The 25,895-nt window shown below is 41.0% G+C and carries 26 protein-coding genes; 13 read left to right on the forward strand and 13 right to left on the reverse strand.

Features of this window, described 5'->3' with window-relative positions; all coding sequences use genetic code 11:
• Positions 1-230 precede the first annotated feature (230 nt).
• The gene (bchB, locus tag V7K15_RS16150) at positions 231-1,757 is read left to right on the forward strand and encodes a ferredoxin:protochlorophyllide reductase (ATP-dependent) subunit B (protein WP_334906606.1); all 1,527 of its coding nucleotides are present in this window, start codon (positions 231-233) and stop codon (positions 1,755-1,757) included.
• A 63-nt stretch (positions 1,758-1,820) separates the two neighbouring features.
• Here the strand turns inward: bchB and V7K15_RS16155 are convergent, their stop codons facing one another.
• The 4 genes from V7K15_RS16155 to V7K15_RS16170 all read right to left on the reverse strand — a co-directional run bounded on the left by V7K15_RS16155 (position 1,821) and on the right by V7K15_RS16170 (position 4,024).
• The gene (locus V7K15_RS16155) at positions 1,821-2,246 is read right to left on the reverse strand and encodes a type II toxin-antitoxin system VapC family toxin (RefSeq protein ID WP_334906609.1); all 426 of its coding nucleotides are present in this window, start codon (positions 2,244-2,246) and stop codon (positions 1,821-1,823) included.
• Positions 2,236-2,493: a hypothetical protein gene (locus tag V7K15_RS16160; RefSeq protein ID WP_334906611.1), complete on the reverse strand. Its 258-nt coding sequence runs from the start codon at positions 2,491-2,493 to the stop codon at positions 2,236-2,238. The genes V7K15_RS16155 and V7K15_RS16160 overlap by 11 nt, the downstream gene beginning before the upstream one ends.
• A 325-nt stretch (positions 2,494-2,818) precedes the next feature.
• Positions 2,819-3,127, reverse strand: coding sequence for a hypothetical protein (locus tag V7K15_RS16165; RefSeq protein ID WP_334906613.1), 309 nt, complete (start codon positions 3,125-3,127; stop codon positions 2,819-2,821).
• A gap of 72 nt (positions 3,128-3,199) precedes the next feature.
• On the reverse strand, positions 3,200-4,024 hold the full coding sequence (locus tag V7K15_RS16170; RefSeq protein ID WP_334906615.1) for a hypothetical protein: 825 nt from the start codon (positions 4,022-4,024) through the stop codon (positions 3,200-3,202).
• Positions 4,025-4,366: 342 nt separating this feature from the next.
• Between V7K15_RS16170 and V7K15_RS16175 the strand changes: the two genes are divergently transcribed.
• Positions 4,367-7,510 (forward strand): plasmid replication protein, CyRepA1 family, encoded by a 3,144-nt coding sequence (locus V7K15_RS16175; RefSeq protein WP_334906617.1) that lies wholly within the window; start codon positions 4,367-4,369, stop codon positions 7,508-7,510.
• Between the two features lie 529 nt (positions 7,511-8,039).
• Positions 8,040-8,795 (forward strand): metallophosphoesterase family protein, encoded by a 756-nt coding sequence (locus V7K15_RS16180; RefSeq protein ID WP_334906619.1) that lies wholly within the window; start codon positions 8,040-8,042, stop codon positions 8,793-8,795.
• Between the two features lie 59 nt (positions 8,796-8,854).
• On the opposite strand, the gene V7K15_RS16185 is transcribed toward V7K15_RS16180, so the two are convergent.
• On the reverse strand, positions 8,855-9,718 hold the full coding sequence (locus V7K15_RS16185) for a M48 family metallopeptidase (RefSeq protein ID WP_334906621.1): 864 nt from the start codon (positions 9,716-9,718) through the stop codon (positions 8,855-8,857).
• A gap of 393 nt (positions 9,719-10,111) precedes the next feature.
• Here V7K15_RS16185 and V7K15_RS16190 point away from each other — a divergent pair, with 393 nt between their 5' ends.
• Complete coding sequence (locus tag V7K15_RS16190; RefSeq protein ID WP_334906623.1) at positions 10,112-10,642, forward strand: DUF4330 domain-containing protein; 531 nt, start codon at positions 10,112-10,114, stop codon at positions 10,640-10,642.
• Between the two features lie 315 nt (positions 10,643-10,957).
• Here the strand turns inward: V7K15_RS16190 and V7K15_RS16195 are convergent, their stop codons facing one another.
• Positions 10,958-11,953 (reverse strand): metal ABC transporter solute-binding protein, Zn/Mn family, encoded by a 996-nt coding sequence (locus V7K15_RS16195; protein ID WP_334906656.1) that lies wholly within the window; start codon positions 11,951-11,953, stop codon positions 10,958-10,960.
• Positions 11,954-12,688: 735 nt separating this feature from the next.
• Here V7K15_RS16195 and V7K15_RS16200 point away from each other — a divergent pair.
• The 5 genes from V7K15_RS16200 (at position 12,689) to V7K15_RS16220 (ending at position 16,554) form a co-directional block, all read left to right on the forward strand.
• Positions 12,689-13,024: a hypothetical protein gene (locus V7K15_RS16200; RefSeq protein ID WP_334906625.1), complete on the forward strand. Its 336-nt coding sequence runs from the start codon at positions 12,689-12,691 to the stop codon at positions 13,022-13,024.
• Between the two features lie 591 nt (positions 13,025-13,615).
• Positions 13,616-14,881 (forward strand): RNA-guided endonuclease InsQ/TnpB family protein, encoded by a 1,266-nt coding sequence (locus V7K15_RS16205; protein ID WP_334906627.1) that lies wholly within the window; start codon positions 13,616-13,618, stop codon positions 14,879-14,881.
• Between the two features lie 94 nt (positions 14,882-14,975).
• The gene (locus V7K15_RS16210) at positions 14,976-15,326 is read left to right on the forward strand and encodes a YtxH domain-containing protein (protein ID WP_334906629.1); all 351 of its coding nucleotides are present in this window, start codon (positions 14,976-14,978) and stop codon (positions 15,324-15,326) included.
• Positions 15,327-15,337: 11 nt separating this feature from the next.
• On the forward strand, positions 15,338-15,877 hold the full coding sequence (locus V7K15_RS16215; RefSeq protein ID WP_334906631.1) for a DUF948 domain-containing protein: 540 nt from the start codon (positions 15,338-15,340) through the stop codon (positions 15,875-15,877).
• An 89-nt stretch (positions 15,878-15,966) separates the two neighbouring features.
• On the forward strand, positions 15,967-16,554 hold the full coding sequence (locus V7K15_RS16220) for a hypothetical protein (RefSeq protein WP_334906633.1): 588 nt from the start codon (positions 15,967-15,969) through the stop codon (positions 16,552-16,554).
• Positions 16,555-16,588: 34 nt separating this feature from the next.
• Here the strand turns inward: V7K15_RS16220 and V7K15_RS16225 are convergent, their stop codons facing one another.
• A complete protein-coding gene (locus V7K15_RS16225; protein ID WP_334906635.1) occupies positions 16,589-17,032 on the reverse strand; it encodes a type II toxin-antitoxin system VapC family toxin in 444 nt (147 codons plus the stop codon).
• Positions 17,032-17,352: a DUF2281 domain-containing protein gene (locus V7K15_RS16230; protein ID WP_334906637.1), complete on the reverse strand. Its 321-nt coding sequence runs from the start codon at positions 17,350-17,352 to the stop codon at positions 17,032-17,034. Before V7K15_RS16230 ends, V7K15_RS16225 begins: the two co-directional genes overlap by 1 nt.
• Positions 17,353-17,734: 382 nt before the next feature.
• On the opposite strand from V7K15_RS16230, the gene V7K15_RS16235 reads away from it, so the two are divergent.
• Both V7K15_RS16235 and V7K15_RS16240 read left to right on the forward strand, forming a co-directional pair.
• A complete protein-coding gene (locus tag V7K15_RS16235; RefSeq protein ID WP_334906639.1) occupies positions 17,735-18,544 on the forward strand; it encodes a TPM domain-containing protein in 810 nt (269 codons plus the stop codon).
• 255 nt (positions 18,545-18,799) lie between these two features.
• Positions 18,800-19,429 carry a precorrin-8X methylmutase gene (locus V7K15_RS16240; protein WP_334906641.1) on the forward strand — a complete coding sequence of 210 codons (630 nt, stop codon included), beginning with the start codon at positions 18,800-18,802 and terminating at the stop codon, positions 19,427-19,429.
• A 219-nt stretch (positions 19,430-19,648) separates the two neighbouring features.
• Here the strand turns inward: V7K15_RS16240 and V7K15_RS16245 are convergent, their stop codons facing one another.
• From V7K15_RS16245 to V7K15_RS16265, 5 genes are all read right to left on the reverse strand, one after another.
• A complete protein-coding gene (locus V7K15_RS16245; RefSeq protein ID WP_334906642.1) occupies positions 19,649-20,335 on the reverse strand; it encodes a phosphate ABC transporter permease in 687 nt (228 codons plus the stop codon).
• Positions 20,336-20,367: 32 nt separating this feature from the next.
• Complete coding sequence (dapB, locus tag V7K15_RS16250) at positions 20,368-21,204, reverse strand: 4-hydroxy-tetrahydrodipicolinate reductase (RefSeq protein ID WP_334906644.1); 837 nt, start codon at positions 21,202-21,204, stop codon at positions 20,368-20,370.
• Between the two features lie 514 nt (positions 21,205-21,718).
• Positions 21,719-22,714, reverse strand: a complete 996-nt coding sequence (locus V7K15_RS16255) for a HAMP domain-containing protein (RefSeq protein WP_334906646.1) — start codon at positions 22,712-22,714, stop codon at positions 21,719-21,721.
• Positions 22,715-22,786: 72 nt separating this feature from the next.
• Positions 22,787-22,999 carry a hypothetical protein gene (locus V7K15_RS16260; protein ID WP_334906648.1) on the reverse strand — a complete coding sequence of 71 codons (213 nt, stop codon included), beginning with the start codon at positions 22,997-22,999 and terminating at the stop codon, positions 22,787-22,789.
• A gap of 9 nt (positions 23,000-23,008) precedes the next feature.
• Positions 23,009-24,019 carry an ABC transporter substrate-binding protein gene (locus V7K15_RS16265; RefSeq protein WP_334906650.1) on the reverse strand — a complete coding sequence of 337 codons (1,011 nt, stop codon included), beginning with the start codon at positions 24,017-24,019 and terminating at the stop codon, positions 23,009-23,011.
• A gap of 489 nt (positions 24,020-24,508) precedes the next feature.
• On the opposite strand from V7K15_RS16265, the gene psbP reads away from it, so the two are divergent.
• On the forward strand, positions 24,509-25,054 hold the full coding sequence (psbP, locus tag V7K15_RS16270) for a photosystem II reaction center PsbP (protein ID WP_334906652.1): 546 nt from the start codon (positions 24,509-24,511) through the stop codon (positions 25,052-25,054).
• A gap of 108 nt (positions 25,055-25,162) precedes the next feature.
• A complete protein-coding gene (locus V7K15_RS16275) occupies positions 25,163-25,756 on the forward strand; it encodes a Maf family protein (RefSeq protein WP_334906658.1) in 594 nt (197 codons plus the stop codon).
• Positions 25,757-25,895: the final 139 nt, after the last annotated feature.

Consider the following 25,895-nt stretch of genomic DNA (forward strand, 5'->3'; position numbering starts at 1 on the left):
ATTTAAATAAAATAACAGCCGTGTTGTTAAAGTCAGAAGCTAGATCCCAATCAGTAATTAGGTTTGGGTGATGCTACGCCTGCACACCGCAGATAAAACCCTTACAACTCTTCACTTCTTTAGGGCTACAAGTTTTGAGACAATCAGAAACGATTTAATAATAATCAAGCACTTATAGTCCACTCTTATCGGACTCCGTGTTATTTCTGTTGAAAAGGGAGAACACAAACATGAAATTGGCTTACTGGATGTATGCAGGCCCAGCCCACATCGGCACTCTGCGAATCGCTACTTCTTTTAAAAATGTTCATGCGATCATGCACGCCCCCATTGGCGATGACTACTTTAACGTCATGCGCTCCATGTTATCGCGCGAGAGGGATTTTACCCCGGTGACAACCAGTGTCGTCGATCGCAACGTTTTGGCACGCGGTTCTCAAGAGAAGGTGGTAGATAACATCATCCGCAAGGATGCCGAGGAACACCCAGATTTGATTGTGTTAACTCCCACCTGCACCTCCAGCATTTTGCAAGAGGATTTGCACAACTTTGTCGAGCGATCGCAGTTGGAAGCAAAAGGGGATGTAATGCTGGCGGATGTGAACCACTACCGCTACAACGAACTGCAAGCCGCCGATCGCACTCTCGATCAAATCGTCCAATACTACATTGAAAAAGCCCGGAAGCGGCGCGAATTGCCAGAGGGCAAAACTGCAAAGCCCTCGGTTAACATTATCGGTACTACCACCCTTGGTTTCCACAACAATCACGACTGCACCGAACTGAAACGGCTGATGGCTGACTTGGGAATTGAGATAAATACCTTAATTCCCGAAGGTGCTTCAGTGAACGACTTGAAAAAGATGTCCAAAGCCTGGTTTAACCTAGTGCCTTACCGTGAACTTGGTTTAACCACCGCTCGTTACCTGGAAGAACAATTCGGCACACCTTATATAGACATTACTCCAATGGGTGTAGTGGAAACTGCCCGTTGTATTCGCAAGATTCAGCAGGTAATCAACGCTCAAGGTGCAGAAGTTGACTACGAAAACTTCATCAATGAGCAAACCTTGTATGTATCTCAGGCTGCTTGGTTCTCGCGTTCAATTGACTGTCAAAACTTGACTGGTAAAAAAGCTGTGGTCTTTGGTGACAACACCCACGCCGCCGCCATTACCAAGATTCTGGCGCGAGAAATGGGGATTCATGTTGTTTGGGCTGGAACCTACTGTAAATATGATGCAGACTGGTTCCGCGAACAGGTTAGCGAATATTGCGATGAAGTGCTAATTTCCGAAGATCATGGTGCAATTGGGGATGCGATCGCTCGTGTCGAACCCTCTGCCATTTTCGGCACCCAAATGGAACGCCACGTTGGGAAGCGTTTGGATATCCCCTGTGGCGTAATTGCTGCACCAATCCACGTCCAAAACTTCCCCATTGGTTACAAACCATTTATGGGTTACGAAGGTACAAATCAGATTACAGATTTGATCTACAATTCCTTCACTTTGGGAATGGAAGATCACCTATTAGAAATCTTTGGTGGTCATGATACCAAAGAAGTAATTACTAGGGGAATTTCTGCTGATTCTGATTTGAATTGGACAAAAGATGGTCAAGCAGAATTGAATAAAATTCCGGGATTTGTTCGTGGGAAAGTGAAGCGTAATACTGAGAAATTTGCGCGCGATCGCGGTTTCAAGGAAATCAACGCTGAGGTATTGTACGCCGCGAAGGAATCTGTCGGGGCGTAGCTTAACGGGTTAGCGATTTTTAATAATAAAGGGCATATCTTAAGGAATGCCTTTTATTATTACTTATTCTGACTTCAGCAGACGAATAAAGCCAGCTTGTTCAAAGTGGTGATCTGTAGTTAATGCCTCTTGAATGCCAAGCTGTTCCATGACTATAAAAGAAGTGCTATTCACCAAAGACCAAGCTTTATCTTCTCTAGTTTTGAGTAGCTCCCAAGCTGCTGAATCTATTGTTTTTTCAATATAAATTAAGTTGATATAAGGAGCCGTTCTGACAGTTTCTACGTATTTAAATAACTGCGGACGAAGTACGCGTAAAGGGCTATTCAGCAAAGCCACCAATTCAATAACAACATAATTAGTTGTTACCATTGCTTGACCTTGCTGACGGCTATATTGAAACCACTGCTTTGCTTGTTCGTGATAGGACTCAGTTGCAATAAATAAATTAGCCCACCCCGATGTATCTATAAAGACTTTATTCGCCAATCTTCAACTCCTGCTGCAAAGTTTGCTGGAGATATTGATCGTGGTTTTCTCCTACATCAGAATTATCAAATTTCAATGTACCTAGTAAAGGTGAAATTGGATCGAATTCGGAGATATTTTCTTGTTTAGTTGATTGAGATAATGATTGCAGAATTAAATCTTCTAAAGATAGATTCAGTTTTTCTGCCTGTGCAGTTAATTTACTTTCTAAGTCATCTGACAACTGTATTGTTAATGTTTTAGCCATTTTATTCACTAGTTACGGATGTTCATAATTCCATTATATGCACGCATAACAAATAAAGAATAGTGTTTGTCTTGCGTGGAAACAATTGCAACTATTTGTAAAATGTGAATTAGAAGTTTTACGTGCAGTAAGAATTTCAGTTAACAGAATATAAATCTATTGAAGCACCAATAAAGTTGTCTGCGATCGCGGTTTCAAAGAAATCAATGCTGAGGTGTTGTACCCTGCAAAAGAGGCTGTCGGGGCTTAATTTAGCGGGTTAACAATATCAGCAGTCAGCCTTGGAAGTTGACTGCTGAATTATGATGTGAGTAGAGCTAGCGAACTACCTAGTCTTTTTGTTTAGTGTTTTGATTAGTTTAGTAATCAACTTTAATTGGATTTGGGAAAAGTAACTCATTGAAATAATGACAGCTACTGCAATTCCTCCATACATCAATATGGGAATTGAAACTGCTGGTGGGACTGGTGTTGGAGGATCACTTAGATTGGAAGAAACAAGCATCTCCTGCTGTTTTTCTACCTTCTCCACTATCTTTTGAGCGTAAAAGTCGTATTCCCATTTTTGGAGAAAAGAGGGTGAAGGCTGGAAAAAACCAATTCCATTCTTTTTATTCATAGGTTCAAAACCCACTAAATTTATAGTTTTCAGACTAAAGCCTGTTGCTAGTGGGTCTATCAAGTGTGTCAAAGATGTGAAGAATTGTTAAGCAGAATAAGCACCACCCTTGCCAGCAGAGACCTTTATACCTTTTTTCCAAGCATAAGAGTAGCTTTTTTGCCAGGTAGCTGATTCTCTCTTACGAATTGAAGTAGCTATATGGTTCTGAAAGTCGTAAAATGCCGTCATAAAGGTATCAAAATTTTCTTTAATCCGTCGATTTGACCTTGCCTCTATCCGACAAAAAGTAATAAAAAGAAAGTACCAACGTCTTTCTTTAACAAAATGCTTCTTTTCTAATGATTTATAGTTCTTAACTTCTATTGAATTACGTTGCTCCTCAAGAACTAACTTTGTCGTTCCATTTTTATTCTCTACTAGATGAGATTTTTTGCCTGAGTTAATCATTTCCTTGATTTTTGGAAGTGATTTTTGATAATGATTTTGTAGACAAGGTAAAAACTCATCTTCTGCTTCTTCTTCCAAAAATGCTAATAACATTTCCAAAGGAGATTGGAAAGGATACTTAAAAGGTAAGTTTGCTTTTAGACATTTTTCTCTAAATTGGGGTTCAGCAACCTGTACCAATTCCCATAAACCCATCAGATAGTTCATCCATCGTCGGTAGTGTTCACAAGTATGAGCGTTAATTTGCTTATTATCAGCAATAATGTCAAATGGATTATGTCGGATAGAATGACTTTCTTTCCAAAATACTGATAGTAATCCATAGTTAAGCCTTAATCTCAACCACTCGATTCGTTGCTCGTCTGTTTTTGCTTGAGATAGTAGTCTATCGGAAGGTAGTTGGGCTAGATAGTCGCCAATCAAGTGATATTTCTGTTTTTTTGCGTCCGTAGGTTCTTTCATAGTTGTATACTAAATACTTAGAACTTTGAGGCACTTATCAATACGGATTTTAGCTAAGACACAATTCTCCAACTAGTCTAGCTATTATGTTCTGTTAGCGATCGCATTCCTTAACCAATAAATTTACTGATAAATAAAAATTAATTGCAAACAAATATCACAATACAAAATTATTACTTCGGACATCTAATAGGCAAAATAACCCACTAGAGTCTTAACCGATGTGTCTCCCGTAACGAAGTAAAAAAAGCATCATTAAAGCCTCGCAATATCTCGTATAGAAAAAAAGCAGATGCGTGTTAATGTTTTAATCTCATTGACTTTCCCTTAGCGTCTTTCCCTATGCATCTGCACTATTTACACCCCCAACACCTTGAAGAATTAGTCAAGAGCAGTGGTATAGACTTACACTTAGTGCAACTCAATTTTAGGTCACTCCAAGGCGTAACAGCTTATGAGTACTTATTGATTTCTGAGCTACTCCCCCGCACCAATGCCGGAATGGTGAAAAGTCTATGGTTGCAGCGTTATGCTCATATCACTGAAGGTGGTTGGTGGTGTTCGGGACTAGACCCTTTGAATAATTGGCAAATGATGGAATGGGGATGCTTTAAGCCAAGCCAACCCCGACAGAATCATAATGGTAAGTCCATCAAATACGAGCATCCCCCCAGCACTCCAACACGGGTGTTTTGTTTGCGGGTAACGCTGCAAGTGTGGCAGCAAGTCGCTGAACGTTACAATCTGGTCATGCCTGACAATATCACCATTACTGCTGATGGTGAAGCTGAAGGCTTTTGGCAATGGGTGATGCAACAGAATATTCCCCTGGTTATCTGCGAGGGTGTGAAGAAAGCAGCCACACTGTTGACGCAAGGATATGTAGCTATTGCCATTCCCGGAATTACCAGTGGTTATCGAGTTGTCAAAAACGATTCTGGTAAAGTTACCCGTCGTCAGCTAATTCCCGACTTAGCAGCGTTTACGATTACAAAGCGTAGCTTTTATATTTGCTTTGATTTTGAAACTCAAGCTAAAACAATTGCTGCTGTAAATAATGCTATTTCCCAGCTTGGTTGTTTATTCCAGCAAAAAAATTGCACTGTTAAAGTCATTGAACTTCCAGGAGTAGAAAAAGGAGTTGATGAGTTTATCGTTGCTAAAGGTGCAAGTAGTTTCGATAAAGTTTATCGTCAAAGTGTTGATTTAGAAATTTATCTTGCTCAAACCAAACCCCACACCGAGTTAAGCATTCCTGCTGCACTCACCTTGAATCGCCCTTATATAAATGAAATACCTTTCCCCACGTCTGGATTAGTAGGAGTCAAATCAGCAAAAGGAACGGGTAAAACAACAGCCCTCCAAACCGTTGTTCAGCAAGCAAAAAGCAGAAATCAACCCGTTTTGTTAATTACTCACAGAATTTTACTAGGACGATTTTTGTGTGAAAAAATTGGTATTCAATGGGGAACACATAAAGAAGATGGGGAGAAAAGGATTGATAAAACACTTACCCCGGCTCCTCCCATCCTCCGCTCTCTCTTTCCTCAGCAGTCCCTCGGCTTGTGTGTTGATTCGATTTGGAAACTTAACCCGGAAAATTGGCGCGGGGCAATAGTAATTTTGGATGAAGTAGAGCAATCTTTATGGCATCTATTAAACAGTAATACTTGTAAACATAAACGTGTAAAAATATTAAAATTATTCCAGCAATTAATCTCCACAGTTTTAACAACTGGGGGGTTAGTAATTGCTCAAGATGCTGATTTATCAGATGTGTCACTTGAATATTTACAGGGATTGGCAGGAATTAAATTAACACCTTGGGTAGTTATCAACCAGTGGAAACCTCAGCAAGGTTGGGATGTAACTTTTTATGATTCGCCAAACCCAACACCGCTAATTCACCAACTGGAATTGGATTTACTTGCTGGACGTAAATGTTATGTTACTACCGATAGTCGCGCTGGGCGTTATAGTTGTGAAACAATTGAACGTTATCTCAAAGAACGCTTACAAAAATTACGACGGCAATTTCCCAAAACCTTGGTAGTTAGTAGCCACACTACAAACACACCTGGCCACGAAGCGGTTGATTTTATTGCCGCTATCAATCAAAAAATCTCTGAATATGACGGCGTTTTTGTTACCCCTAGTCTTGGTACAGGAATTAGTATTGATGTCCAACATTTCGACCGAGTTTATGGTATTTTTCAAGGGGTAATTCCTGACTCGGAAGCAAGACAAGCATTAGCGAGAGTGCGGGATGATGTTCCGCGTGTTGTCTGGTGCGCTAAACGAGGTATTGGCTTAATTGGTAGTGGTAGTACAAATTATCGCTTGCTATCTGATTGGTATCAAGAAAATCAAAAAGAAAACTTAGCTTTGCTGAGTCCACTACATAAAATAGATGTGGATTTACCTTTAGTTCATGACCCGATTCATTTGCGAACTTGGGCTAAGTTATCTGCACGGGTAAATGCTTCTATCCGCCTCTACCGTCAATCGATGCAAGATGGTTTGATTGCTGATGGTCATCAAATTCAGATACGAAGTAATGCTGTCCACAATAATATTATTCGAGATTTACGCCTGGCTTTTTTGGCAACTGACGCTGATGATTTAGCTACCCGCAGAAGATTAATTTTAGAAATTGTCAAATTTCAAAAAGATTGGGCGCAAAGCCGTCAAAAAGCTAAAGAAATTAAACGCAAAATTAAAGATATTAAACAGCAAAATCAACTATCGCTAGCAAATGCTGTCGCTAATGCTCAAGATATCGATTATGTAGAATATGAGCAGCTATTAGTGAAGCATTCCCAGACTGATAGAGAACGCAACCAAATCAATAAATATGTTCTCAGACAAAGGTATGGTGTAGAAGTTACTCCTTGGCTGAAATTGCAGGATGACCACGGATATTATTGTCAACTTTTAATTCATTATTATTTAACTCATGAAAGCGAGTATTTTCACGTCAGAGACCAGCAAGAATGGCATCAGCAATTGTCTTGGGGTGAAGGAAAAGTTTTTCTACCAGATTTAAAAACTTACACGCTGAAAGTTGAGGCGATGAGAGCTTTGGGAATGCTTCAGTTTCTGGAAGCAGAACGAGACTTTACCGAGAGTAATCCAGATTTGATATTGCTGAAAAATGTTGTTTTTCAACATAGTAAGCATATTAAAAGAGCGCTTGGTATTAACTTAGTCGGACAGAAAGAGCAGGTTTCGGCAATAAGAATACTCAGCCGACTGTTAAATTTGTTGGGCTTGAAACTAAAGCGGGTAAATGAGGTTTATCAAATCGACCTAGAAACGCTTTATGATGGCAGAGAGAGAATATTTGCAGTTTGGCATCAACGGGATGAGTTGATGTTAACTCATATTAAGAGTGTTGGCTATGAGTTGCCTGATTATTCTTCAGACTGGAAGCTTGAAATTATCCAAACCAAGCCTTATGCCGCAGTGGTCAATATCCTACCCTAATATCTAGTGATGATGCTGTCATACTTCTAAAATGCAGCATTTAGATCATTTTCAAAAATACAGCACTTCCGATGCCTGCCGTGGTCACTGAGCCAAGTCGTACCACTTAGTGGAAGCAAGCTACGCGCAGCGTCTCGTAGAGAAGTGCGGGCTACGCCGGAACACCTGCGAAATGGAATACAGTTCAGTTAAGCATTTATTTCTTCTCTCTATGTCCTCTGTGTCTTGGCGATCGCCTACTGATCGCGTCGCGCCTATGCGTTTAAATTTCAACCCTCAATTCGCCACGATTTTACGCAAAGCTGTACTTAGACTAGGCAGCTAACAACGTGAATTAAATTTGCTGATTTTCTCTTTTACCGCTCAAAATTATACATTCTATCCCATTGCCATCATTAAATAATTTTATTTCAGGGAGAATAATTAAATTAAAATAAAACTTGTTCAGTATTTTTACCTTTCATTGCGGAAACCAGAAAGCTTAAACTGTAGCAGAAGTATTAGCCAAAACTATTGAAGCTAAGAGAAAATGAGCGAAATTAGCCCCAGACGAATTGTAATTGGGGATGTGCATGGTTACTATGAAGGTTTAATGACATTGGTGGAGGCGATCGCCCCCACCTCAGAGGATCAAGTCTATTTTCTGGGAGACTTAATTGATCGCGGACCTCATAGTGCACAAGTAGTTAATTTTGTCAAGCGAAATAACTACCCATGCTTGCTAGGAAATCATGAGCAGATGTTATTAAACATTCTGACCAATGAAAGAACCTCCTCCCCAACGATGCAAGCATGGCTGTATAGTGGAGGACAAGCTACCGTAGCCAGTTACCACCAGTCCACAATCCCTGAAGACCATCTGGATTGGTTCAAGAATTTGCCTACATATCTCGACTTGGGGGATATTTGGTTAGCTCATGCTGGTGTTGACCCTTCCAAGTCAGTGACAGAACAAACTGCCGATGAACTTTGTTGGATACGAGAGGAATTTCATAGTATTGAAAAACCCTACTTCCCAGATAAGCAAATTATTATCGGTCACACCATTACCTTTACTCTGCCGGGTGTTTCTCCTGGTAAATTGGCACAAGGACAGGGATGGCTAGACATAGATACTGGTGCTTATCATCCTAAGAGTGGGTGGTTAACTGGACTGGATGTCACGAATAACTTAGTTTATCAAGTTAACATTTTTAAGAATTATCTCCGTGTCCTGCCCTTAAAAGATGTAGTGATCAGAGTTGATCCAGCCAAAATCAAAGTTGATCGCCGCTATAAGAATTGAGCAATATTTGAGATGAAAGGGAGTGGGGAGACGAGGGGAATAAGCAATGCCCAATACGTTCAAGACCTGGCTAATGGTCGAATATTAGCTTTATAACTAGCATTATCCAAGCCATAATTTCCATTACTAGGTTGAGAGTCAATTGCAAGTCTGAGGGCATGAATGCGATCGCTGGTTCCGGGGTGCGTACTCAAAAATGTCGGAGCAGAACCACCCTTTTTCAGCAGCTTTTGCATAAAGGAAACCATTGCAGACTGAGCATAACCAGTACGTGTCAAAGTTCTTAATCCTCTTTGATCAGCCTCAAATTCATTTTTACGACTGCGTGGCAAGTCTCGCGCTAACTGTACACCAATTTGCACCGCCGTACTGCGATCTAAGCCAGCAGCTGTTAATAGGCCACTTTCGAGCGCTTTTTGCTGCATCTGTTTGACTACGTGTTTCCCGCCAATGTGACCAATTTCATGGGCGAGTACACTTGCTAGTTGCGCTTCATTGTCTGCGGTTTTCAGCAAACCCGTGTGGACATATACATAGCCGCCCAAGGTAGCAAAAGCATTAATAGTGTCATCTTGAACTACTTGGAAGGTATAGGGGAGATCGGGGCGATCACTATTAGCTGCTAAACGCCGACCAACTTGTTGCACATAGCGATTAACTTCGGGATTGCGGTTAAGCCGGACTTGACTGCTGACTAATTCCTGATTAATCTGCTTACCAAGATCAACTTCTTGGTTAGGGGATATATTAGAAAGCTGAAATGCCTGAAATCCTTGAAGTAGAAGAGGCAAGAAGTCTAAAGTTCTTCCAGGCAAGGGTGTACTCAGACACAGACTCAGGGCGACTACCACCGAAATTAAAGGATAAAACCAGCGACGCCGCCATATACGGTAATTTGCAACAAAACCTTTCCAATTCAACATAATCTGCACTGAAGATAATTTTGGGAGAACATAAAATGATGAGACAAATTATGAGACGTTTTTAGAGCATTCTAAGTTGCATTCTCAACTCCAGACCAAAGGGATTGTTATACAACCAATGTTTACGCAAATCTACCGAATTTTTGCGGGCTAGGGATTCCCTGTAGCGATCGGCTTAAGCACTAGATTTTACCTTCTGGGTGCGTCAGTCTTAACAGCCAAAAGTTTGAGAGTCATCTGCCCCCCCTCCAAACTTACGAACTCGTGATAAACTGTCGCATAACCGCAACGCCCAGCCACTTTGAGTTATTACCAAATAGGGAAAATTGCTATTCCCATCGAAAACCTTTTTGCTACAATCAATTACTTCGCTATTACCTCGGAAAAATTTTTATGGCTATTTTAGATTCAAAAGGTCGTTTGTTCGGCAAAATCAATCTCCTAGATTTAGGTGCTGCGCTGGTAACTCTGCTAGTTATATTTGTGATGTTGTCTACCATCTTGTCTACTTTCGGTCTTGCCCAAGTCGGTGAGAAAATAGTACCCATAGAAGTAGACTTAGTAGTTCGTGGTTTGAATGTACGTGATCCTGAGCAATTATTTAACAATGGCTTAAAAAAAGGCGGGAAAACTGATGTAATTATCCGCAATCAACCCTATGGACAGATTGCGATTAAATCTATTCAACAGCTACCTAGAACAGTCAATGTTTCCCAACCTGATGGCACCGTTAAAGAATTACCAGATCCCAAGCTCAACAATTTTAGTACAGATATGATTTTAACTTTAGAAGGTAAAGCCAAACGTACTGAAAATGGACTAGTTCTAGGTAGCAGTAAAGTGAAAATTGGTATGCCATTTGAGTTAGAAGGCTTTAACTACAACTTCAATGCAACGGTTATTGATATCAGATTCGAGAAATAGCCTTGACATTTTCTTTGATCTATTTCCCCATCTCTGACAGGAGAAGTAACAAAGAGGCTGATAAATTCAAAACCTCACCCCCAACCCCTCTCTGTGAGTTCGGAGAGGGGAGAGAAAGCACAAGTTTATCCGGGTGAGCTTAAGCTCATTCTTGGAAACGCTATATCAGATTACTCAATTGAGGTTATAACTACTAACGAACGTGGATTAAATAAAATGCAAAACTTCATCCTGTCTCTAGCTTCCCTCTCCTTTATCAGGAGAGTGATTGAGGGTGAGGTAAGCCAGGGACATAAATTGTATCTTATTTAATTCTTATTCCTTAGCAGCTTTCGCTTCAAACATTAAATACGTTCCTCCTAATCCTTCTACAATTGTGCGTGTATTGGCAATCATCATTTTCTGATAAGTGTCCGCCTCGCTTCCTGGTTCACCAAGTCCTTCAGCATACAACTTCCTGTCAGAAATTTTTACATTAGCAACTCTTGCTACAGATTGAAGCAAATTAGGCTTAATTGCCGCCTCAGTAAAAATTGTTGAGACTTTAGCCTGTTTAATATTTGTCACCAAACTTTTCACTCGTGTAGCCGTCAGGTTTTTGTCAGTATTAATACCTTGCAATCCCCCTGCTAATGGAAGACCGTATGCTTTAGCGTAATAACTCAGTGCATCAGAGGTTGTAACTAACTTGCGTTCTTTGGCAGGAATACTGACAATTCTTGACTTAATCCAGCTATCTAGTTGAGTCAGTTCATTTATGATTTTTTTGGTATTGCTGGTATAAGCCTCGGCATCACTAGATTCTAATTTTCTCAGGTTACTATTAATTACCTTCACCATTCTGATCGCATTTTTAGTATTGTGCCAAAGATGAGGATCAGTTACATTTTTAGCGCCTGCCTGAAATTTTAGTGGCTTAGGCACTGCCAATTGACCAACGGCTATTTTCGGTGCAGTGTTTTTAGTCGCTTTAATTAATTTGATCAGATTTGGTTCAAAATTGTAACCCGTATAAAGAATAAGATTAGCTTTCTCAATCGCTTTACGATCTTCCGGTTTTGGTTTATAAAATTGGGGGTCGGCTGTAGGGGAAATTAAGCAGGTAAGGTTAACTGTATTCCCCGCAACCTGTCTGGTTAAGTCACACAGTACGCTTGTAGTCGCTACGACTTGGGGAAGATTCTCATTTCCCTGAGTGGTAGTCTGGGTGAATGTGGTTCTTGCAGCTTGATTTCCACACCCAACAAATCCAATCGTCAAGGCAACAAGAATAGCTCGGAAGGAATTAGTTGATGGTAATTTTTTTGACATCATCAACTCCTACTGGATGTATTGAAAAAATAATCATTATCAGTAACGGATTAGTGAAATACCAGGGGTAAGCTTTCATGTGGAAAAATTGTAAAAGTTAAGGGAAGAGGAATTAATAAACTCTCTCGTTTCCCACTTTCCCTAGCCGACATCCAGCAATTTTTGCTTGGTGAACTACTCACTGGTGAGGTTTTTGCAGGCAAAATGTTAGTTAACTTCACGCGACAGACTAGAAAACTGGTAGAGGTAGAAGCACAATAATAAAGGCGATGCTGGCGAGCCTCCGGTAAGGAGTGTAGTGTAGTTCTCTCATCGTCTGTTGAAGGGGCTATGTCATTGTCCTTACATACCACAAAGGTCGCAAATTGACTAGGATTATCAGGTTAAGGAGTGGAACGTAGTAATGCTGAGGCTTATTGAGCATACGGGTTGATGGGAGCAAACCGAGTCGTGAATCTAAGGCAATTGTAGCTGTGGTTTTGCGAGGTGTGGGCAGATGGTTGTAACAAAATTGGCGAATTGGCGATTTTTTAGCCATCAACCTTTGTTACACTAATTTTCACCTACTAAAGTCTTTCAATAGCGCTCAGAGGATCATCAAACTGCTCTTTATTGCCATAATCCCGGCTGTACTTTGTGCCCTAATTTTTATCCTTTAGTTTCTTCATCATTAAATAAGAGCCAAGTCAAGTATATAGAACAATTCCTCAAAGCTGATATTGGTGAAGATAAACAATGGTAATTTTAGTTATGCTCGTTAACACCCTGATTTCGCTGATACTACTCTATGTGGCTTGGCGAGTGTGGCAACTCAAGCAGCAGCTAGCATACATAGCAGATAGGTTAACCGCCTATGAAAGTTGTACCCATGCAGCACTGAATAAAGCACCCGAAAATATTTATCTCAGCCAGGATAATATTTACAACTTACGGCAGAAAAATCAAGCGTTACAAATGCAAATCCAACAAGTGCGGCAAATTATCAGTCTACTTTTGCTAGGACGGCAAATCTGGCAACGTTATTTTCGGAGGCTAGAGTTAACATCCGGGAAAAGAACTTTTGCAAAATGAGTTATAGGGGTTCCCAGGTGCATGAAATATATATCAAAACCTCACCCCCAACTGCTCTGTGTGAGTTTGGAGAGCGGAGATCAAGCACATCTCTATCGGGGTGAGGTTAAGCTATACCTCATTCTTATTAGGAAACGCTATATGTTAGGTTCACATAAACATTTATATATTAGGGCTGATGCGAGGACACCGGGACGTGGTGACACAATAGAGTTGTCTAAGGGCTGATTTGGGACTTAGAAGCCCGCCAGAAGGCTTACCAAAGGCATAAGAACTTTGGGATATCCGGGGAGTTTTGAATTATAAGTAATTAATGGTCTTGATATTTAGCTAATTCGCCTTATATTCCGCCAGTGAAACTGTACTCATGTCTGTGGCGGGATATAAGGCTCTAGATGTATGACACTTCGACCCTTCTCTACGAGACGCTGGGCGTAGCTTGCTTCCCGTTGGCGCAGCCTCTCGTAGAGAAGGGTACGACGCAGGCTCAGGGCAAGCTCAGTGACCGCGAATTACCAATTATTTTTTTTAGTAGCTTATCAGAATATATATTTGTGCTATAATACATATATACTGCGTAAGTGATCTTAAGTGCTACACAAGGCTGTTTTAGTCCGTTTATACCCCACAGGAGAACAAGTACAACAATTAGCACAGGCTTTTGGTTGTGCGCGTTGGTGGTGGAATTATGCGCTAAATAAATCTATCGAGACTTATAAGAAAACAGGCTTTGGACTTAGCCGTGTGGCACTTAACGCATTTCTCCCTGCGCTCAAAAAAGCTGAAGATACGCTGTGGTTAGCTGATTGTTATAGTCAAGTTTTGCAGGCTACGACACTGAATCTAACAACAGCTTATAAGAACTTTTTTGGAAACCGTGCCGGGTTTCCTAAGTTCAAATCTAAGCTTGGGAAACAGTCAATTCAGTACCCTCAATACGTTAAAATTGTAGATGGTAATGTCAAACTCCCTGGTAATGTCGGCATAGTCAAAGCCAAAATACATAGACCGATTGAGGGGAAAATCAAGACTGTTACTGTAAGCAAAACACCATCAGGTAAATATTTTGCATCTATTCTGACCGAGGTTGAGGGTGAAAATCTCGTAAAATCAGAAGGTAAAATCTATGGCATTGATTTAGGGTTGAAACACTTTGCAGTCGTCACTGACGGCGAAAAAGTGTCTAAATACGATAACCCTAAACACCTTGCAAAGCATGAAAAAAACCTTAAACGTAAGCAGAAAAAGTTAGCACGTAAACACAAGGGCAGTAATTCCAGGTACAAATATAGAAAAGTTGTTGCCAAGGTGTACGAACGAGTTACTAACTCACGACAAGATTTTCTACATAAACTTAGTCATAAGTTGGTCAGCGATAGCCAAGCTGTCATAGTAGAGAATCTTCATGTCAAAGGCATGGTACGCAATCATAAATTGGCAAAGTCAATATCTGATGTTGGTTGGGGAACTTTCACCAACTTCTTAGCCTACAAGCTAGAACGCAGTGGTGGAAAATTGATTGAGATTGATAGGTGGTTCCCCAGTTCTAAGCTCTGCTCTAATTGTTTCTCTTCATACAGTGAGTTGTCGTTGGATATCCGTGAATGGACTTGTCCTCACTGTGGCATTCATCATGACAGGGATGGAAACGCAGCGATAAATATTAGAGCAGAAGGTATCAGAATCATAAAGGCGGAAGGTTCAGCCGTCTCTGCTGTAGGAGGGGAAGTAAGTCCTAAACTTGGGCGAAAGTCTAAGTTTGGGCACTCTCCGGTGATTACAGAAGCCGACACTGTACAAGGCAAGCTCCAAGTCGGTGTGGGTAGTTCACTGAATAAAAGCAACATTTATGGCTGATATTTTGTCACGAGAGATTAACTGAATAAAATCGGTGGAGTCTTACAAGGAGAGAAAACCCACCTAAAATGGGTGTAAGGAGAGAAACAAGAAGATGTCTAATAACCGTTCTGGAGTATTTATTGGCGGTTTTATGCTAGGAGCTACCATCGGTGCTTTGACTGGTTTGCTCGTGGCTCCACGCACAGGGCGCGAAACGCGTAAAATTTTGAAAAAATCTGCCAATGCTATCCCAGAATTGGCAGAAGATTTATCAACGAGTGTGCAAATCCAAGCAGATCGCCTCTCTGCGATCGCACTACGAAACTGGGATGATACTTTAGATAGATTACGGGAAGCGATCGCAGCAGGTGTAGATGCCAGTCAGCGAGAAAGCCAAGTCTTAAACCGGCAAACATCTGTTGAAGACTCAGATTCTCTTCCCCAGCAATTAGAACGCTTATAAATGACATAACCGTGATTGATCCCCTGTTTTGGTTGGGATTTTCCTTACTCTTTGTCGCCACAAGCTTAACTGCGGTTTTAGTGGCGGCAATACCGGCTTTGCAGGAGTTAGCACGCGCGGCTCGCAGTGCAGAAAAGCTATTTGATACACTCTCGCGGGAGTTACCGCCCACTCTAGAAGCTATCCGCGTGACTGGTTTGGAAATCGCTAACTTAACTGATGATGTCGGTGAAGGTGTAAAAAGTGCCAGTCAAGTCGCCAAACAAGTTGATCAAAGCCTTGATAGTGCAAGAATTCAGGCTCAAAATCTGCAAGTCGGTACACGCAGCGTCTTTGTTGGCGCAAAAGCCGCTTGGAGAAACTTCACGCGCCAAAAACCCACAAGGCGAACTAGCGATCGCACCCCAACTAATGAAAAACCACCACTCACGTTGCGAGAACGAGAAGTGCTGAGGCAAGAAAATCACCGAATAAAAACAGAAGTATACCGCGCTAATGACGGTTACAACGACGCTGCTAACTGGGAAAGCAATTTCGATGACGAAGATTGACCAAAAAAATGGCCTGGGACATTGCTTATCTTCCTTATGCGGTGTCAAAACGTGCTATTATTAGCAGCTTAAAAAAGTGATTTTTGTTTATGGATAAACTTTGGCATTGTATTGACCAATTTGGGAAAACGGGTGAAGCATATTTTAATGAAGCTGTCTTTTTAGGAGAAATGTGCTTGTTCCCAAATTTCTGTCAAGAACCAACTACATACAAAGTTGTTCGCAAATTTGTAGATACCGTTAATAGCCAAGATAAATCTTGGGACAGTTCAATAGGTGATTTTAAAGTATTTGCAAAACCTAGCGGATATCGCAGTTTTGATAAAGGTTACATTCGCACCCGCGATGTTGTCAATTTGTGTGATTTTGGCAAGTATTTATATCCAGAGGTGGGAAATATACTGGATACGTATTATTGGGATGAATTAGCCATTTACCGTCGATCGGAATGTTTTAGTCAAGATAAATTTGAAAATTTGATAAATTCTTGGTTTAGGAATCAGCTTGATTTTGAAGTTTTCTTTGAGACAATAATAAAAAGATTATTCCCGAAATCTAATTATGAAATTACTTTCTACTCTCTTGTTAATGACTGGAACGAGAACACAGCCTTTGCACCATATATTTTAATTGGAGATAGCTGTATTTTAACTATAGTTAAACGATGGGTACTGTAAAGTTAATTATGCCGCTATAGCTTTATACTGCAAATCAAACCCAAGATTCCAGCGAAAAGGTTCTCACCTGTTGAATTCGCAAAAAGTCACTATCACTGGAAACGACAGTTAAATTATTTTGCAGTGCAATAGCAGCTATCCAAATGTCATTTTCATCAAAACCCAAATCAACAATTTTACTTTTTCGCCACTTGTTTTTATCTTTGGGTGCAAATTGATTGAATAAAGCTGCCTTAATTTGACCGTAAATTGTTGCTGTTTCTTCTGTTATATGGTAGATACGAATATCTTCTAAAAATTCTGTCAAGCGAACCAGATTATTTTCCTTGCGTTGGGATTTTTCCATCATGAATGTCAGCTCACCCTGGACAATTACGCAAGTGGCAATGTTATTTTCTCCAACTTCATTCACGCGACGAATAACATTTGGTTCGCCTAAAATAATGGCACTACAATGATTTGTATCGAGTAAATACATTATTCAAATAGGTTTTCGTGATCAAATTTAGCTTGACCACGGGTAGCATATACTGCTTGAAGGCATTCTTCAAAGTCGTCACCTTCCCAAGTGCCAGCGTGTCGAAGGATAGAGCGTCCAGAAGCAGGACGGTATGTAAGTTGCTCTTGCTCACTAAAAGTTTCTGTAGAATCGCTTAAAAGGATAGGCTCAAGCTTACCTGGTTCCAACTCCTTTTTTGTATAGTTAACCTTAATAGAACGTATCAAATTGAGTGCTTCTGTTAGCAACTCCGGCGGTAAAGTTTCTATTTCTTGGATTAATAATTCTTTGTTAGTCATCTTTCACCTTTAATCATTCCCCTTTTATTGTATGGGGAACTCCGCTATGACTTATATTAGTCAATTTTGAGTTGTTAAAAACTTTGACGATAATGATAGGAGGTAAGCGCCATTAGCCTCCTACCGATCTCCCCAGCCACGATTATCATTTTTATTAAGGATATTTTGAGTATTTTAACTCATTGACAAAATAGACTTTATCTATATTACCCACTCCCATTCGGCTACGCTCACGGCAAGCCCACTCCCCACTCCTAAAAAGGCTTTGCGTTGATCCCTTAGATTAGAGTAAAGTAAACAAGTGTAAAGAACTATCACTTTTCTAGTACTCTTTTAAAACAACTTGTTTACTTCTACCGTTGATATTTGTATAAAAACGTCCATGCAATCTTGTTTTTGGCGACGAATTCTGGTATCCATTGCAGTATTTTTTCTGGCTGGGTCAATTTGGGTGATGCATTCTCCCCCAGCACTGGCTTATGACAATCCTGACTTACTCCCTGCCACCTTTACCCCAGTTGTAGACTTAGCAAAATCTCTTCCTGTGCTGCAAGAAGAAAAGCTTGTCAAAGAATTAGAGCAGTTTGAAGTCGATACGGGCTGGAAACTGCGAGTATTAACCCAGTATGACCGCACCCCAGGCCGGGCAGTCATCAAATATTGGGGTTTGGATGACAAAAGCATTCTACTAGTTGCCGATTCTCGTGGCGGTAACATCCTCAGTTTTAGCGTCGGCGATGCTGTTTATGAACTTTTACCCCGGACGTTCTGGATAGAATTGCAAACCCGCTTCGGTAATTTGTTTTTTGTCCGCGAACAAGGCGAAGACCAAGCCATTCTGCAAGCCTTAGAATCGGTTAAAGGCTGTTTACTCAAGGGTGGTTGCAATGTTGTCCCCGGATTGCCACGAGAGCAATGGATTCTCACCTTGATTAGCTCAATTATTGGTGGGGTGATTTGTGGATTTGCAGCTCAACCCCGCGATAAAGGACAAGTTTTCGCTTGGCAATGGGCTTTAATTTTCTCACCTTTATGGGGAATCTTGTTTATTGCCTTTGGCATTGGGCCAGTAGTGACACGTACAAGCGACTGGGTACCTCTAGTTCGTAATATCTCTGGGTTTCTCATCGGCGTCTTGGTTGCCTACCTATCTCCTGTTTTCAGTCGGCCCTCTTCTAGTAATGAGTTATGAGTATCGAAGATTTGAGTTGCCCAAGCCGCCTCTCAAACTTCTCGCTGAGTTAGGAGTTATGAGTTAATTAAAAACTTTTGACAACTCCCCGCACCTATTGGTGTGGGGATTCTTCCTTCACTGGTAATCTAAAAAATCAGAAAAGTAAAGCCGTCCTTAATGACGGGGTTTTAAACCGAGATTTTTGGTAACTCCTAACTGCTAACTCTCTGAAGCTGATAAGCTGAAAGCTAATATTTGAGAAGCTCAACAAAAATGGAATGGCACGTAACTGATGCTCAAAGTTTAGCAATCATTGATAGTGAAATTGACAATCATGCTTTTTCACCCGCAGAGTATGAGATTGTGCGTCGGGTAATCTACTCTACAGCTGACTTTGAGTATAAGTCTTTAATTCGTTTCTCTGAGCGTGCCTTGCAAGCTGGAGCAGCAGCACTAGCCGCGCGTACTACGATTGTGGTAGATGTGCCAATGGTACAAGTAGGTATTGCCTACGAGATTCAAAACACCTTTGCTAATCCGGTGTATTGCAGTATGGAAGCTGTGACACGCCCTCAAAAAGAAAAAACTCGCGCAGCATGGGGAATAGAAACTTTAGCAAAGCGTTATCCAGAGGGCATTTTTGTGGTAGGCCAAGCCCAAACAGCACTAACAGTACTGGTGGATTTAATTGAAGCTGAGGAAATTAGACCTGCTTTGATAATTGCGACTCCAGTGGGATTTGTAAATGTTGATGAAGCTAAGGAGCGCTTACGAGATTCTCTAGTGCCTCACATTACAATTGACAGTCGCAAAGGTAATGCAGTTGTAGCAGCTGCGATCGTTGATGGATTGGTAGACTTGGCATGGCAAGCCTATGGACAAGATAGAAATGGAGGGAGCTAGGAAAGTCGGCTCTATTGTATTCTGTATCCAAAAAAGTATTCAAAATTCCTGAAGATCCTGATATTTTTCTTGAAAAGTGCCTATAAAGGAGCCTAGTCTTGTGATAATGAAGGGTTTAAGTATAAGCGCATTGCAATTTCCGTGATACTAACTCTTTTGGTTGAGGGAGAAAGGATAAAAGAATTTTTTGTTGAAAACCCTCCTGCCTGCTTCACTTCTTCAATCCTCTACTCTCCGACGCCGCCGACGGGGTTTTTGTTGTTGGTCTTCACGCAAGCGGCGACCGATTTCGTTAAAGAAATCCCGCCGCAGATAAGGATAATCGCTGACCCACAGGTTACGATTGGGAAAATATATATCACTGAATTCTTCAATACTGCTCAAATCTGCGCGATTTGACATCACTACCATCTCGGCAATTTGACCGCGAGTAATAACTTTGTGGGCAGAACGTAATGGTGCTACAAACTCAATGCTAAATCCTGTGTCGTCACCCACCTCTAAGTTAATCTGTTTTTCCCGGTTTTCTATAATTACCAATTCGCCTTTGTTGTTGACTGTTTCGGTTTTACCCATCAACTGGTCTGTAATCCACCAATCTAGGACTCGACCACGGAAAAAGCCGCCGTACTTATAACGGCGGCATTGCAAATTCCGCATACTTGCTTGAAACACTGGATACCACAGCCAAAAAAAAGCGCTAACTACCCCAAACACAAATACTATTGAAGCAAACTCAAGTTTGAAAACGAATGTTACAAGCAAAATAGCAACTATGGCAACTACAGAAATTAACAGCCGTTGCAAAAAATTTGAGAACTTCCCCCAGTAGTACTTGTACTGCAAACCAGTGGCAATTAGGGGGACTACTTGTTCAAATTTCTGGCGAGTCAGTGGTACTAACATGAGTGCTGAGTGATGAATGCTCAATAATGTGTTTAAAGTATCTTTTCTAATCCATATACTAACGACTTTAGCGCTAAGACTTTGCGAATTGCTAGTAGCACTCCTGGCATATAGCAGGCGCGATCGCTCGTATCATGTCGTAAAGTATAAATCTGTCCTGCTGCGCCAAAAATAACTTCCTGATGGGCAATCAATCCTGGCAAGCGAATGCTATGAATTCTAATCCCTTCATCTGCTATACTGCCCCTGGCTCCTGGTAATTTCTCCGTTTCTTCTACAATAGCGGCGTTAAAAGTTTTACCCAATTCTCCTAATAACTGCGCTGTTTGAATGGCAGTACCACTGGGAGCATCAGCTTTTTGGTTGTGATGCAGTTCGATAATTTCCACATGGTCAAAATATTGCGAGGCTGCGATCGCGGCTTGTTGCAACAGTACCATGCCAATGGAGAAGTTAGGAATAATCAGACAACCAGTGCTAGCTTTGTCGGCAAAGTCTGCCAACTCTTGAATTTTTTCGGGACTTAACCCGGTGGTGCCGACTACAGGACGAATACCGTAGGCGATCGCACTACGAATATTCTCATAAACTGAATCAGGATGCGTAAAGTCTACAATCACCCCTGGAGGAGACTTTCTATCGCCAGCCACATACCCCAACATCGGTTCTAATTGATTGGTAATTGGCACTTCTAGGGGTTCGCTTAAACCCGCCAATTCTCCAGCGTCTTTACCTTCATGTTCGGGAGTATGGTCAATTGCACCCACTAGGTTTAAGTCAGGCGCTTGCGCCACCGCCTTAACCACCTCACGTCCCATTTTACCAGCAGCACCGTTGACAATAACCGGGATAGGAGCTTGATTCGTCATAGGTCGAGAAATACTTTTTGAGCCAACAAGGGAATTGTAAAGACTTTGGTGATCTAGTAGCTAGCTTTTCAAATCTCTGGCTTGATTCCGACTACCTTGATTTATGCAGCTAATCGCTCAGTTTTTCTACTTTCCAAAGTAGATGGGTTCTCATTTTCATCCCACTATCTTAGCCAGCAACCGTTTGATTTTCCCTACTTCACTCACCACACCTTGAAAAATAATCCTAAGCTAAAAATCTTTTAATTTGCATCCTCAAAAAAATGAATCTCTTGTGGGGTGGGCATCTTGCCCGCCCTAGTTATGCAAATTAAATGCGCGACAGCTTATACTATCCCTGATAAGTAGTTCTTATAAAATGTCTAAGTCTTTTTTTGTCAAGTCTAGTTGACTATTTGTAATAAGATTGTTATATTTATTTACATAACTTAGCAAAGAGCAAACTTAACTACCTAACTGGTGTTAGCTAAGAAAAAAAGATTTAGGTATCAGTGTATCTCTCGATAGTATGGGCTTAATGAGTACAATAGCGATCGCGCCCCTTTTCTTTAGCAATTACTAACTCTGCTGTTCTCTCTTGTACCCGGTTTTCCAAAGTTTCAAAAGATGTTTGTAACTGAAATGCCATGTTGTTAAACGATTTCGCCAGTTGACCTATTTCGTCTTTTGAGCTAATTTTGGCGCGGATATCTAAGTTACCTGCGGTAAACTCGAAAACTATATTTGTAAGGTAAATTATTGGCTTTGTTAGTAGTTGCCCAATGGCAAAAGCAATGATTGTCACTACTGAAGCGATAATTGCAAATAGAAACATTGCGTCACGAATTTGCTTTTCTACAGGTGCTAGGGCAACAGCAAGGGGCTGTGCGAACAATACAGACCAAGGTTTATATTTTAAACGAGCGATCGCAATCAAATTAACCTGATTACCTGTTCCTTCTAAAGATGCAATTAAAGACAACTGTTTATTATCCAATGCTTGCTTAAGTTTTAACTCATTAGTTGCCAATTCTTTGACAGCAGAATTAGGCAAACGCCCTTCTCGTTGCAGTTGAGTTACAACATTGAAAGGCAGAGGTACAATTGATTTAAAAAGTAGTTGTGGTGCAGTACTATGTGCCAGATAAATATTATTTTCATCTAAAAGAATAGCAAAGGATTTTGCCCCAGCCCATTCAGTTTGTCGAATTACTAACTGCTGCACAACAGTAGCATTGTAGGAAACACGCAATACGCCCAATATATCTCTTTTAGCATTGCGAACCAGACTGCTAAAAAAGATGGTAACAAGGTCAGGAATTATTGGCGATTGCTTCATGCTAGAAGCAAAGGGCAACTGATTTTGCAGTGGTTCTTTAAAATAATCTTGAAATGATTCATCTTTGCTAATTTCCAGCGTATTTGCTGTATTCAATACATTTTTACCATTTAAGTCGAGCAAAGCATAAGAAAGAATATTGAGCATATCTTTGCGACTGAGACGGATTAATGTTTCTGTCGCCAATTGCATTTCGGGGCTATCATCTCGCTTTTTTGGAGTTAGGCTGAGGTAGCCTGCCAAACCTGGTAAAAGTGCCTCTACTCACACAGCATTGAGATTTCCATCAATAAAAGCATCTATTTTGTTAGTGGTTTGGTTAGCCGCCGCAGATAGAGTTTGTTGAGCGTTCTCAGTTAGTGCTTTTTCAGTTGTCTGTTTGTTAATAAATGCTAATAACAGCAACGGAATCAAAGCAACAATAAAAAACGAAGCGATCAACTTTGTACGGATGCTGCCCAAAAAAGAGTGCTGCATGGCTTTAAACTAGGGAGCAGGGTTTAAGAAGGAAGAATTAAACAAACTTTTTAGATCGGGAATGCGCGACACATTCCCAGAGCGAATAAAAAAGTCTGCATATATATTGGCAGTTTTGTAGATGGAGTTAGGATTGCTAGATTCAAATAATTTTTTATTTTCACCTAAATCAGTCAGGTTTACTCCTTCCAGAGAGAGTGTATTGTTAGGAATTTTTAACGCTTTGCTGATGATGGCGTTTCCTTCTTGAACATTTGCTTTCCAGTATTTCGAGGCTTGTAGCCATCCTCGCACAAATGCACGAATGTCTTCGGGGCGATCGCGGATTATATCACCGCGAAAGACAATCATATCTAAAATCAAGCCAGGGGTTTGTTTGCTGGTAAATAGGATATTTCCTCCTAATTTCATAGCTTCAGAAAGATGGGGTTGCCAAGTGTGTCCGGCTTGAATAACATTATTTTTCAGGTATTGAGGAATTTCTGAAGCCTCTAATTTAACCAAGTTCACATCATCACTGGTTAAATTGGCAGTTTTTAACATCTGATTCACGAAAACTTCACTAAATCCGCCTAGATTTGCACCCAGCTTTTTTCCTTTCAAGTCAGCAACGGTTTTAATTTGTGATTGGGCGACTACTACATCTGCTCCTGTTGATTCATTTATAACAACTACACCTTGCATATCTGGATTTGTGGCACTTGAAATTATAAAACTTCCTAAAGATAATGACAGACCATCATACTTACCCGCACTGAAATTTGCTTGTTCCAATTTGATGGACCTTTTCTTAAGCCGTTCCATATTTAGTGGTTTCACATCTACACCTTGAGCTTCAAAGAATCCTTTTTCTTGAGCAATGATGCCTGGACACTCCCCAACAAAAGATCCAAACATCACTTTCAAAGGAGGGCGTTTTAATTCGGTTGGTGCCCAAGCATGACAAGCAGATAGCATATAGATAGTAATAATAAAAAAAGCAAAGTATTTAAATAGATTAAACGTAGAATCTTTTGCCATAATATAACCGTAAATTTGAGTTTCATATTCGCAGGCAATTAGTGGCTGTCCCTGTTTTATCGCCCGAATAAGATAATAGTTAAATCGCCACAGAGCGATGTTGCTGTTTTTTATAAAATAGACCTCTTGCAAAAGTCACTAACACCCCACCCCCAACCCCTCCCCGCAAGCAGAGAGGGGAGCGTTTGCTTTACTCAAATACGGGGTGGGGTTCTCTATTTTTGATTTATGCAAGAGGTCTAAAAGTCACTAAATCCTACCGTGTATATGTCCACCCTAAGCGAGTTTCCAGCCAAGAAAGATAGATAAAAAAAGAGGCAAGGGCAATAATTTCACACCGCTTCATCAGTAAGGTGATAGACCAGAGAGTATTTGTCAACATCTAGTTAACATCTAATGGCTCATCCGAAGCGTCCCGGTTGGTGGGAGAATAATAACGAGAAATGATGCAAGCCTGATGTTGTCTCCAGCCCAAAGGAATCTGTAAAAATGTGGAAACGAATTATATTAATTTTGCTATTGGTGTTGAGTTTCAGCCTGAGTAATTCTGCTGTAGCGGCTGCGGCTGGACTCAAAAGCTTTGTAGACAGTAGTGATGGCTATCAGTTTTTATATCCTAACGGCTGGCTGCAAGTGAAAGTTGCCAATGGACCAGATGTGGTTTTCCACGATTTAATTGAGGTGTCGGAAAATGTTTCGGTTGTGATTAGCCCAGTTCCAGAAGGCAAAACTTTGTTAGAGTTGGGAACCCCAACAGAAGTAGGATATAAATTAGGAAAAGCTGCACTCGCACCTCCTGACTCTGGTCGTTCAGCTGAATTAGTGAATGCCGCACAACGAGAAGTGAATGGTAAAATATATTACCTTTTAGAGTATGAGGTTAAACTCCCCAATCAACAGCAACGACACAACATCGCCAGTGTCGCTGTTAGCCGTGGTAAACTTTTTACCCTCAATGCCTCAATTCCTGAAAAACGTTGGCAGAGAGTTAAACGAATGATTGATGAGGTTGTCAATTCTTTTTCTGTTTATTAATTGGGGAGTGAGGAGTGGGGAATGGGGAGTGGGATAGAGAAGAAACTTAATCACCAATGCCCAGTGCCCCATGCCCAATGTCCAATTACCAAGTTTGTCGGAAATCTCATGAAAATTCCACCTTTTGTACTTGCCTCAGCTTCCCCAGCCCGTCGCCGCTTGCTGCAAACTGTTGGTATTGAAGCGATAGTTAAACCAAGTGACTTTGATGAGTCGCAAATTCAACTAAGTGAACCAGCAGAATTGGTCAAAACTCTTGCCCAGTATAAGGCGGAAACTGTAGCCCCGCAGTTTGAATCGGCTTTGATTATGGGTTGTGATTCAGTTTTGTCCATCAATGGTGAAATTTACGGCAAACCAGCAGACATCGCGGAAGCGATCGCCCGATGGCAGATAATGCAAGGTAACTTTGGCGACTTGTACACAGGTCATGCCTTAATTGATTTAGAGCAAAACCGTACTTTAGTCAAGTCTCAAGTTACAACAGTTTACTTTGCCCAAATGAGCGATCGCGCCATTCAAGCTTATGTTGCCACAGGTGAACCTCTCAAGTGTGCTGGTGCCTTTGCCATTGAGGGTTTTGGTAGTTTCTTTGTGGAAAAAATCGCCGGCTGTCACAGCAATGTAATTGGACTGAGTTTACCTTTGCTGCGGCAGATGCTGGCGGAATTGGGATACGATGTCACTGATTTTTGGCAATAGTCCTTTGTCATAGACAAGAAGAAAGGGTGAGTTAATTTTTGCAAGTCGATGTTATGCCATTGCAGGTCGATGTTATGCCATTGCAGGTCGATGTTATGCCATTGCAGGTCGATGTTATGCCATTGCAGGTCGATGTTAT

It is taken from the genome of Nostoc sp., assembly GCF_036919815.1.
Lineage (GTDB): Bacteria > Cyanobacteriota > Cyanobacteriia > Cyanobacteriales > Nostocaceae > Nostoc.

Excerpts from the sequence above, each read along its gene's own strand:
- bchB (WP_334906606.1), top strand. The coding sequence starts at position 231 with ATGAAATTGGCTTACTGGATGTATGCAGGCCCAGCCCACATCGGCACT.
- V7K15_RS16265 (WP_334906650.1), bottom strand. The coding sequence starts at position 24,019 with ATGGCAAAAGATTCTACGTTTAATCTATTTAAATACTTTGCTTTTTTT.
- V7K15_RS16240 (WP_334906641.1), top strand. The coding sequence starts at position 18,800 with ATGGAATGGCACGTAACTGATGCTCAAAGTTTAGCAATCATTGATAGT.
- V7K15_RS16200 (WP_334906625.1), top strand. The coding sequence starts at position 12,689 with ATGGTAATTTTAGTTATGCTCGTTAACACCCTGATTTCGCTGATACTA.
- V7K15_RS16245 (WP_334906642.1), bottom strand. The coding sequence starts at position 20,335 with ATGTTAGTACCACTGACTCGCCAGAAATTTGAACAAGTAGTCCCCCTA.
- V7K15_RS16255 (WP_334906646.1), bottom strand. The coding sequence starts at position 22,714 with ATGCAATTGGCGACAGAAACATTAATCCGTCTCAGTCGCAAAGATATG.
- dapB (WP_334906644.1), bottom strand. The coding sequence starts at position 21,204 with ATGACGAATCAAGCTCCTATCCCGGTTATTGTCAACGGTGCTGCTGGT.
- V7K15_RS16225 (WP_334906635.1), bottom strand. The coding sequence starts at position 17,032 with ATGTATTTACTCGATACAAATCATTGTAGTGCCATTATTTTAGGCGAA.
- V7K15_RS16190 (WP_334906623.1), top strand. The coding sequence starts at position 10,112 with ATGGCTATTTTAGATTCAAAAGGTCGTTTGTTCGGCAAAATCAATCTC.
- V7K15_RS16170 (WP_334906615.1), bottom strand. The coding sequence starts at position 4,024 with ATGAAAGAACCTACGGACGCAAAAAAACAGAAATATCACTTGATTGGC.
- V7K15_RS16185 (WP_334906621.1), bottom strand. The coding sequence starts at position 9,718 with ATGTTGAATTGGAAAGGTTTTGTTGCAAATTACCGTATATGGCGGCGT.
- psbP (WP_334906652.1), top strand. The coding sequence starts at position 24,509 with ATGTGGAAACGAATTATATTAATTTTGCTATTGGTGTTGAGTTTCAGC.
- V7K15_RS16235 (WP_334906639.1), top strand. The coding sequence starts at position 17,735 with ATGCAATCTTGTTTTTGGCGACGAATTCTGGTATCCATTGCAGTATTT.
- V7K15_RS16195 (WP_334906656.1), bottom strand. The coding sequence starts at position 11,953 with ATGTCAAAAAAATTACCATCAACTAATTCCTTCCGAGCTATTCTTGTT.
- V7K15_RS16175 (WP_334906617.1), top strand. The coding sequence starts at position 4,367 with ATGCATCTGCACTATTTACACCCCCAACACCTTGAAGAATTAGTCAAG.
- V7K15_RS16260 (WP_334906648.1), bottom strand. The coding sequence starts at position 22,999 with ATGCAGCACTCTTTTTTGGGCAGCATCCGTACAAAGTTGATCGCTTCG.
- V7K15_RS16275 (WP_334906658.1), top strand. The coding sequence starts at position 25,163 with ATGAAAATTCCACCTTTTGTACTTGCCTCAGCTTCCCCAGCCCGTCGC.
- V7K15_RS16180 (WP_334906619.1), top strand. The coding sequence starts at position 8,040 with ATGAGCGAAATTAGCCCCAGACGAATTGTAATTGGGGATGTGCATGGT.
- V7K15_RS16210 (WP_334906629.1), top strand. The coding sequence starts at position 14,976 with ATGTCTAATAACCGTTCTGGAGTATTTATTGGCGGTTTTATGCTAGGA.
- V7K15_RS16220 (WP_334906633.1), top strand. The coding sequence starts at position 15,967 with ATGGATAAACTTTGGCATTGTATTGACCAATTTGGGAAAACGGGTGAA.
- V7K15_RS16160 (WP_334906611.1), bottom strand. The coding sequence starts at position 2,493 with ATGGCTAAAACATTAACAATACAGTTGTCAGATGACTTAGAAAGTAAA.
- V7K15_RS16230 (WP_334906637.1), bottom strand. The coding sequence starts at position 17,352 with ATGACTAACAAAGAATTATTAATCCAAGAAATAGAAACTTTACCGCCG.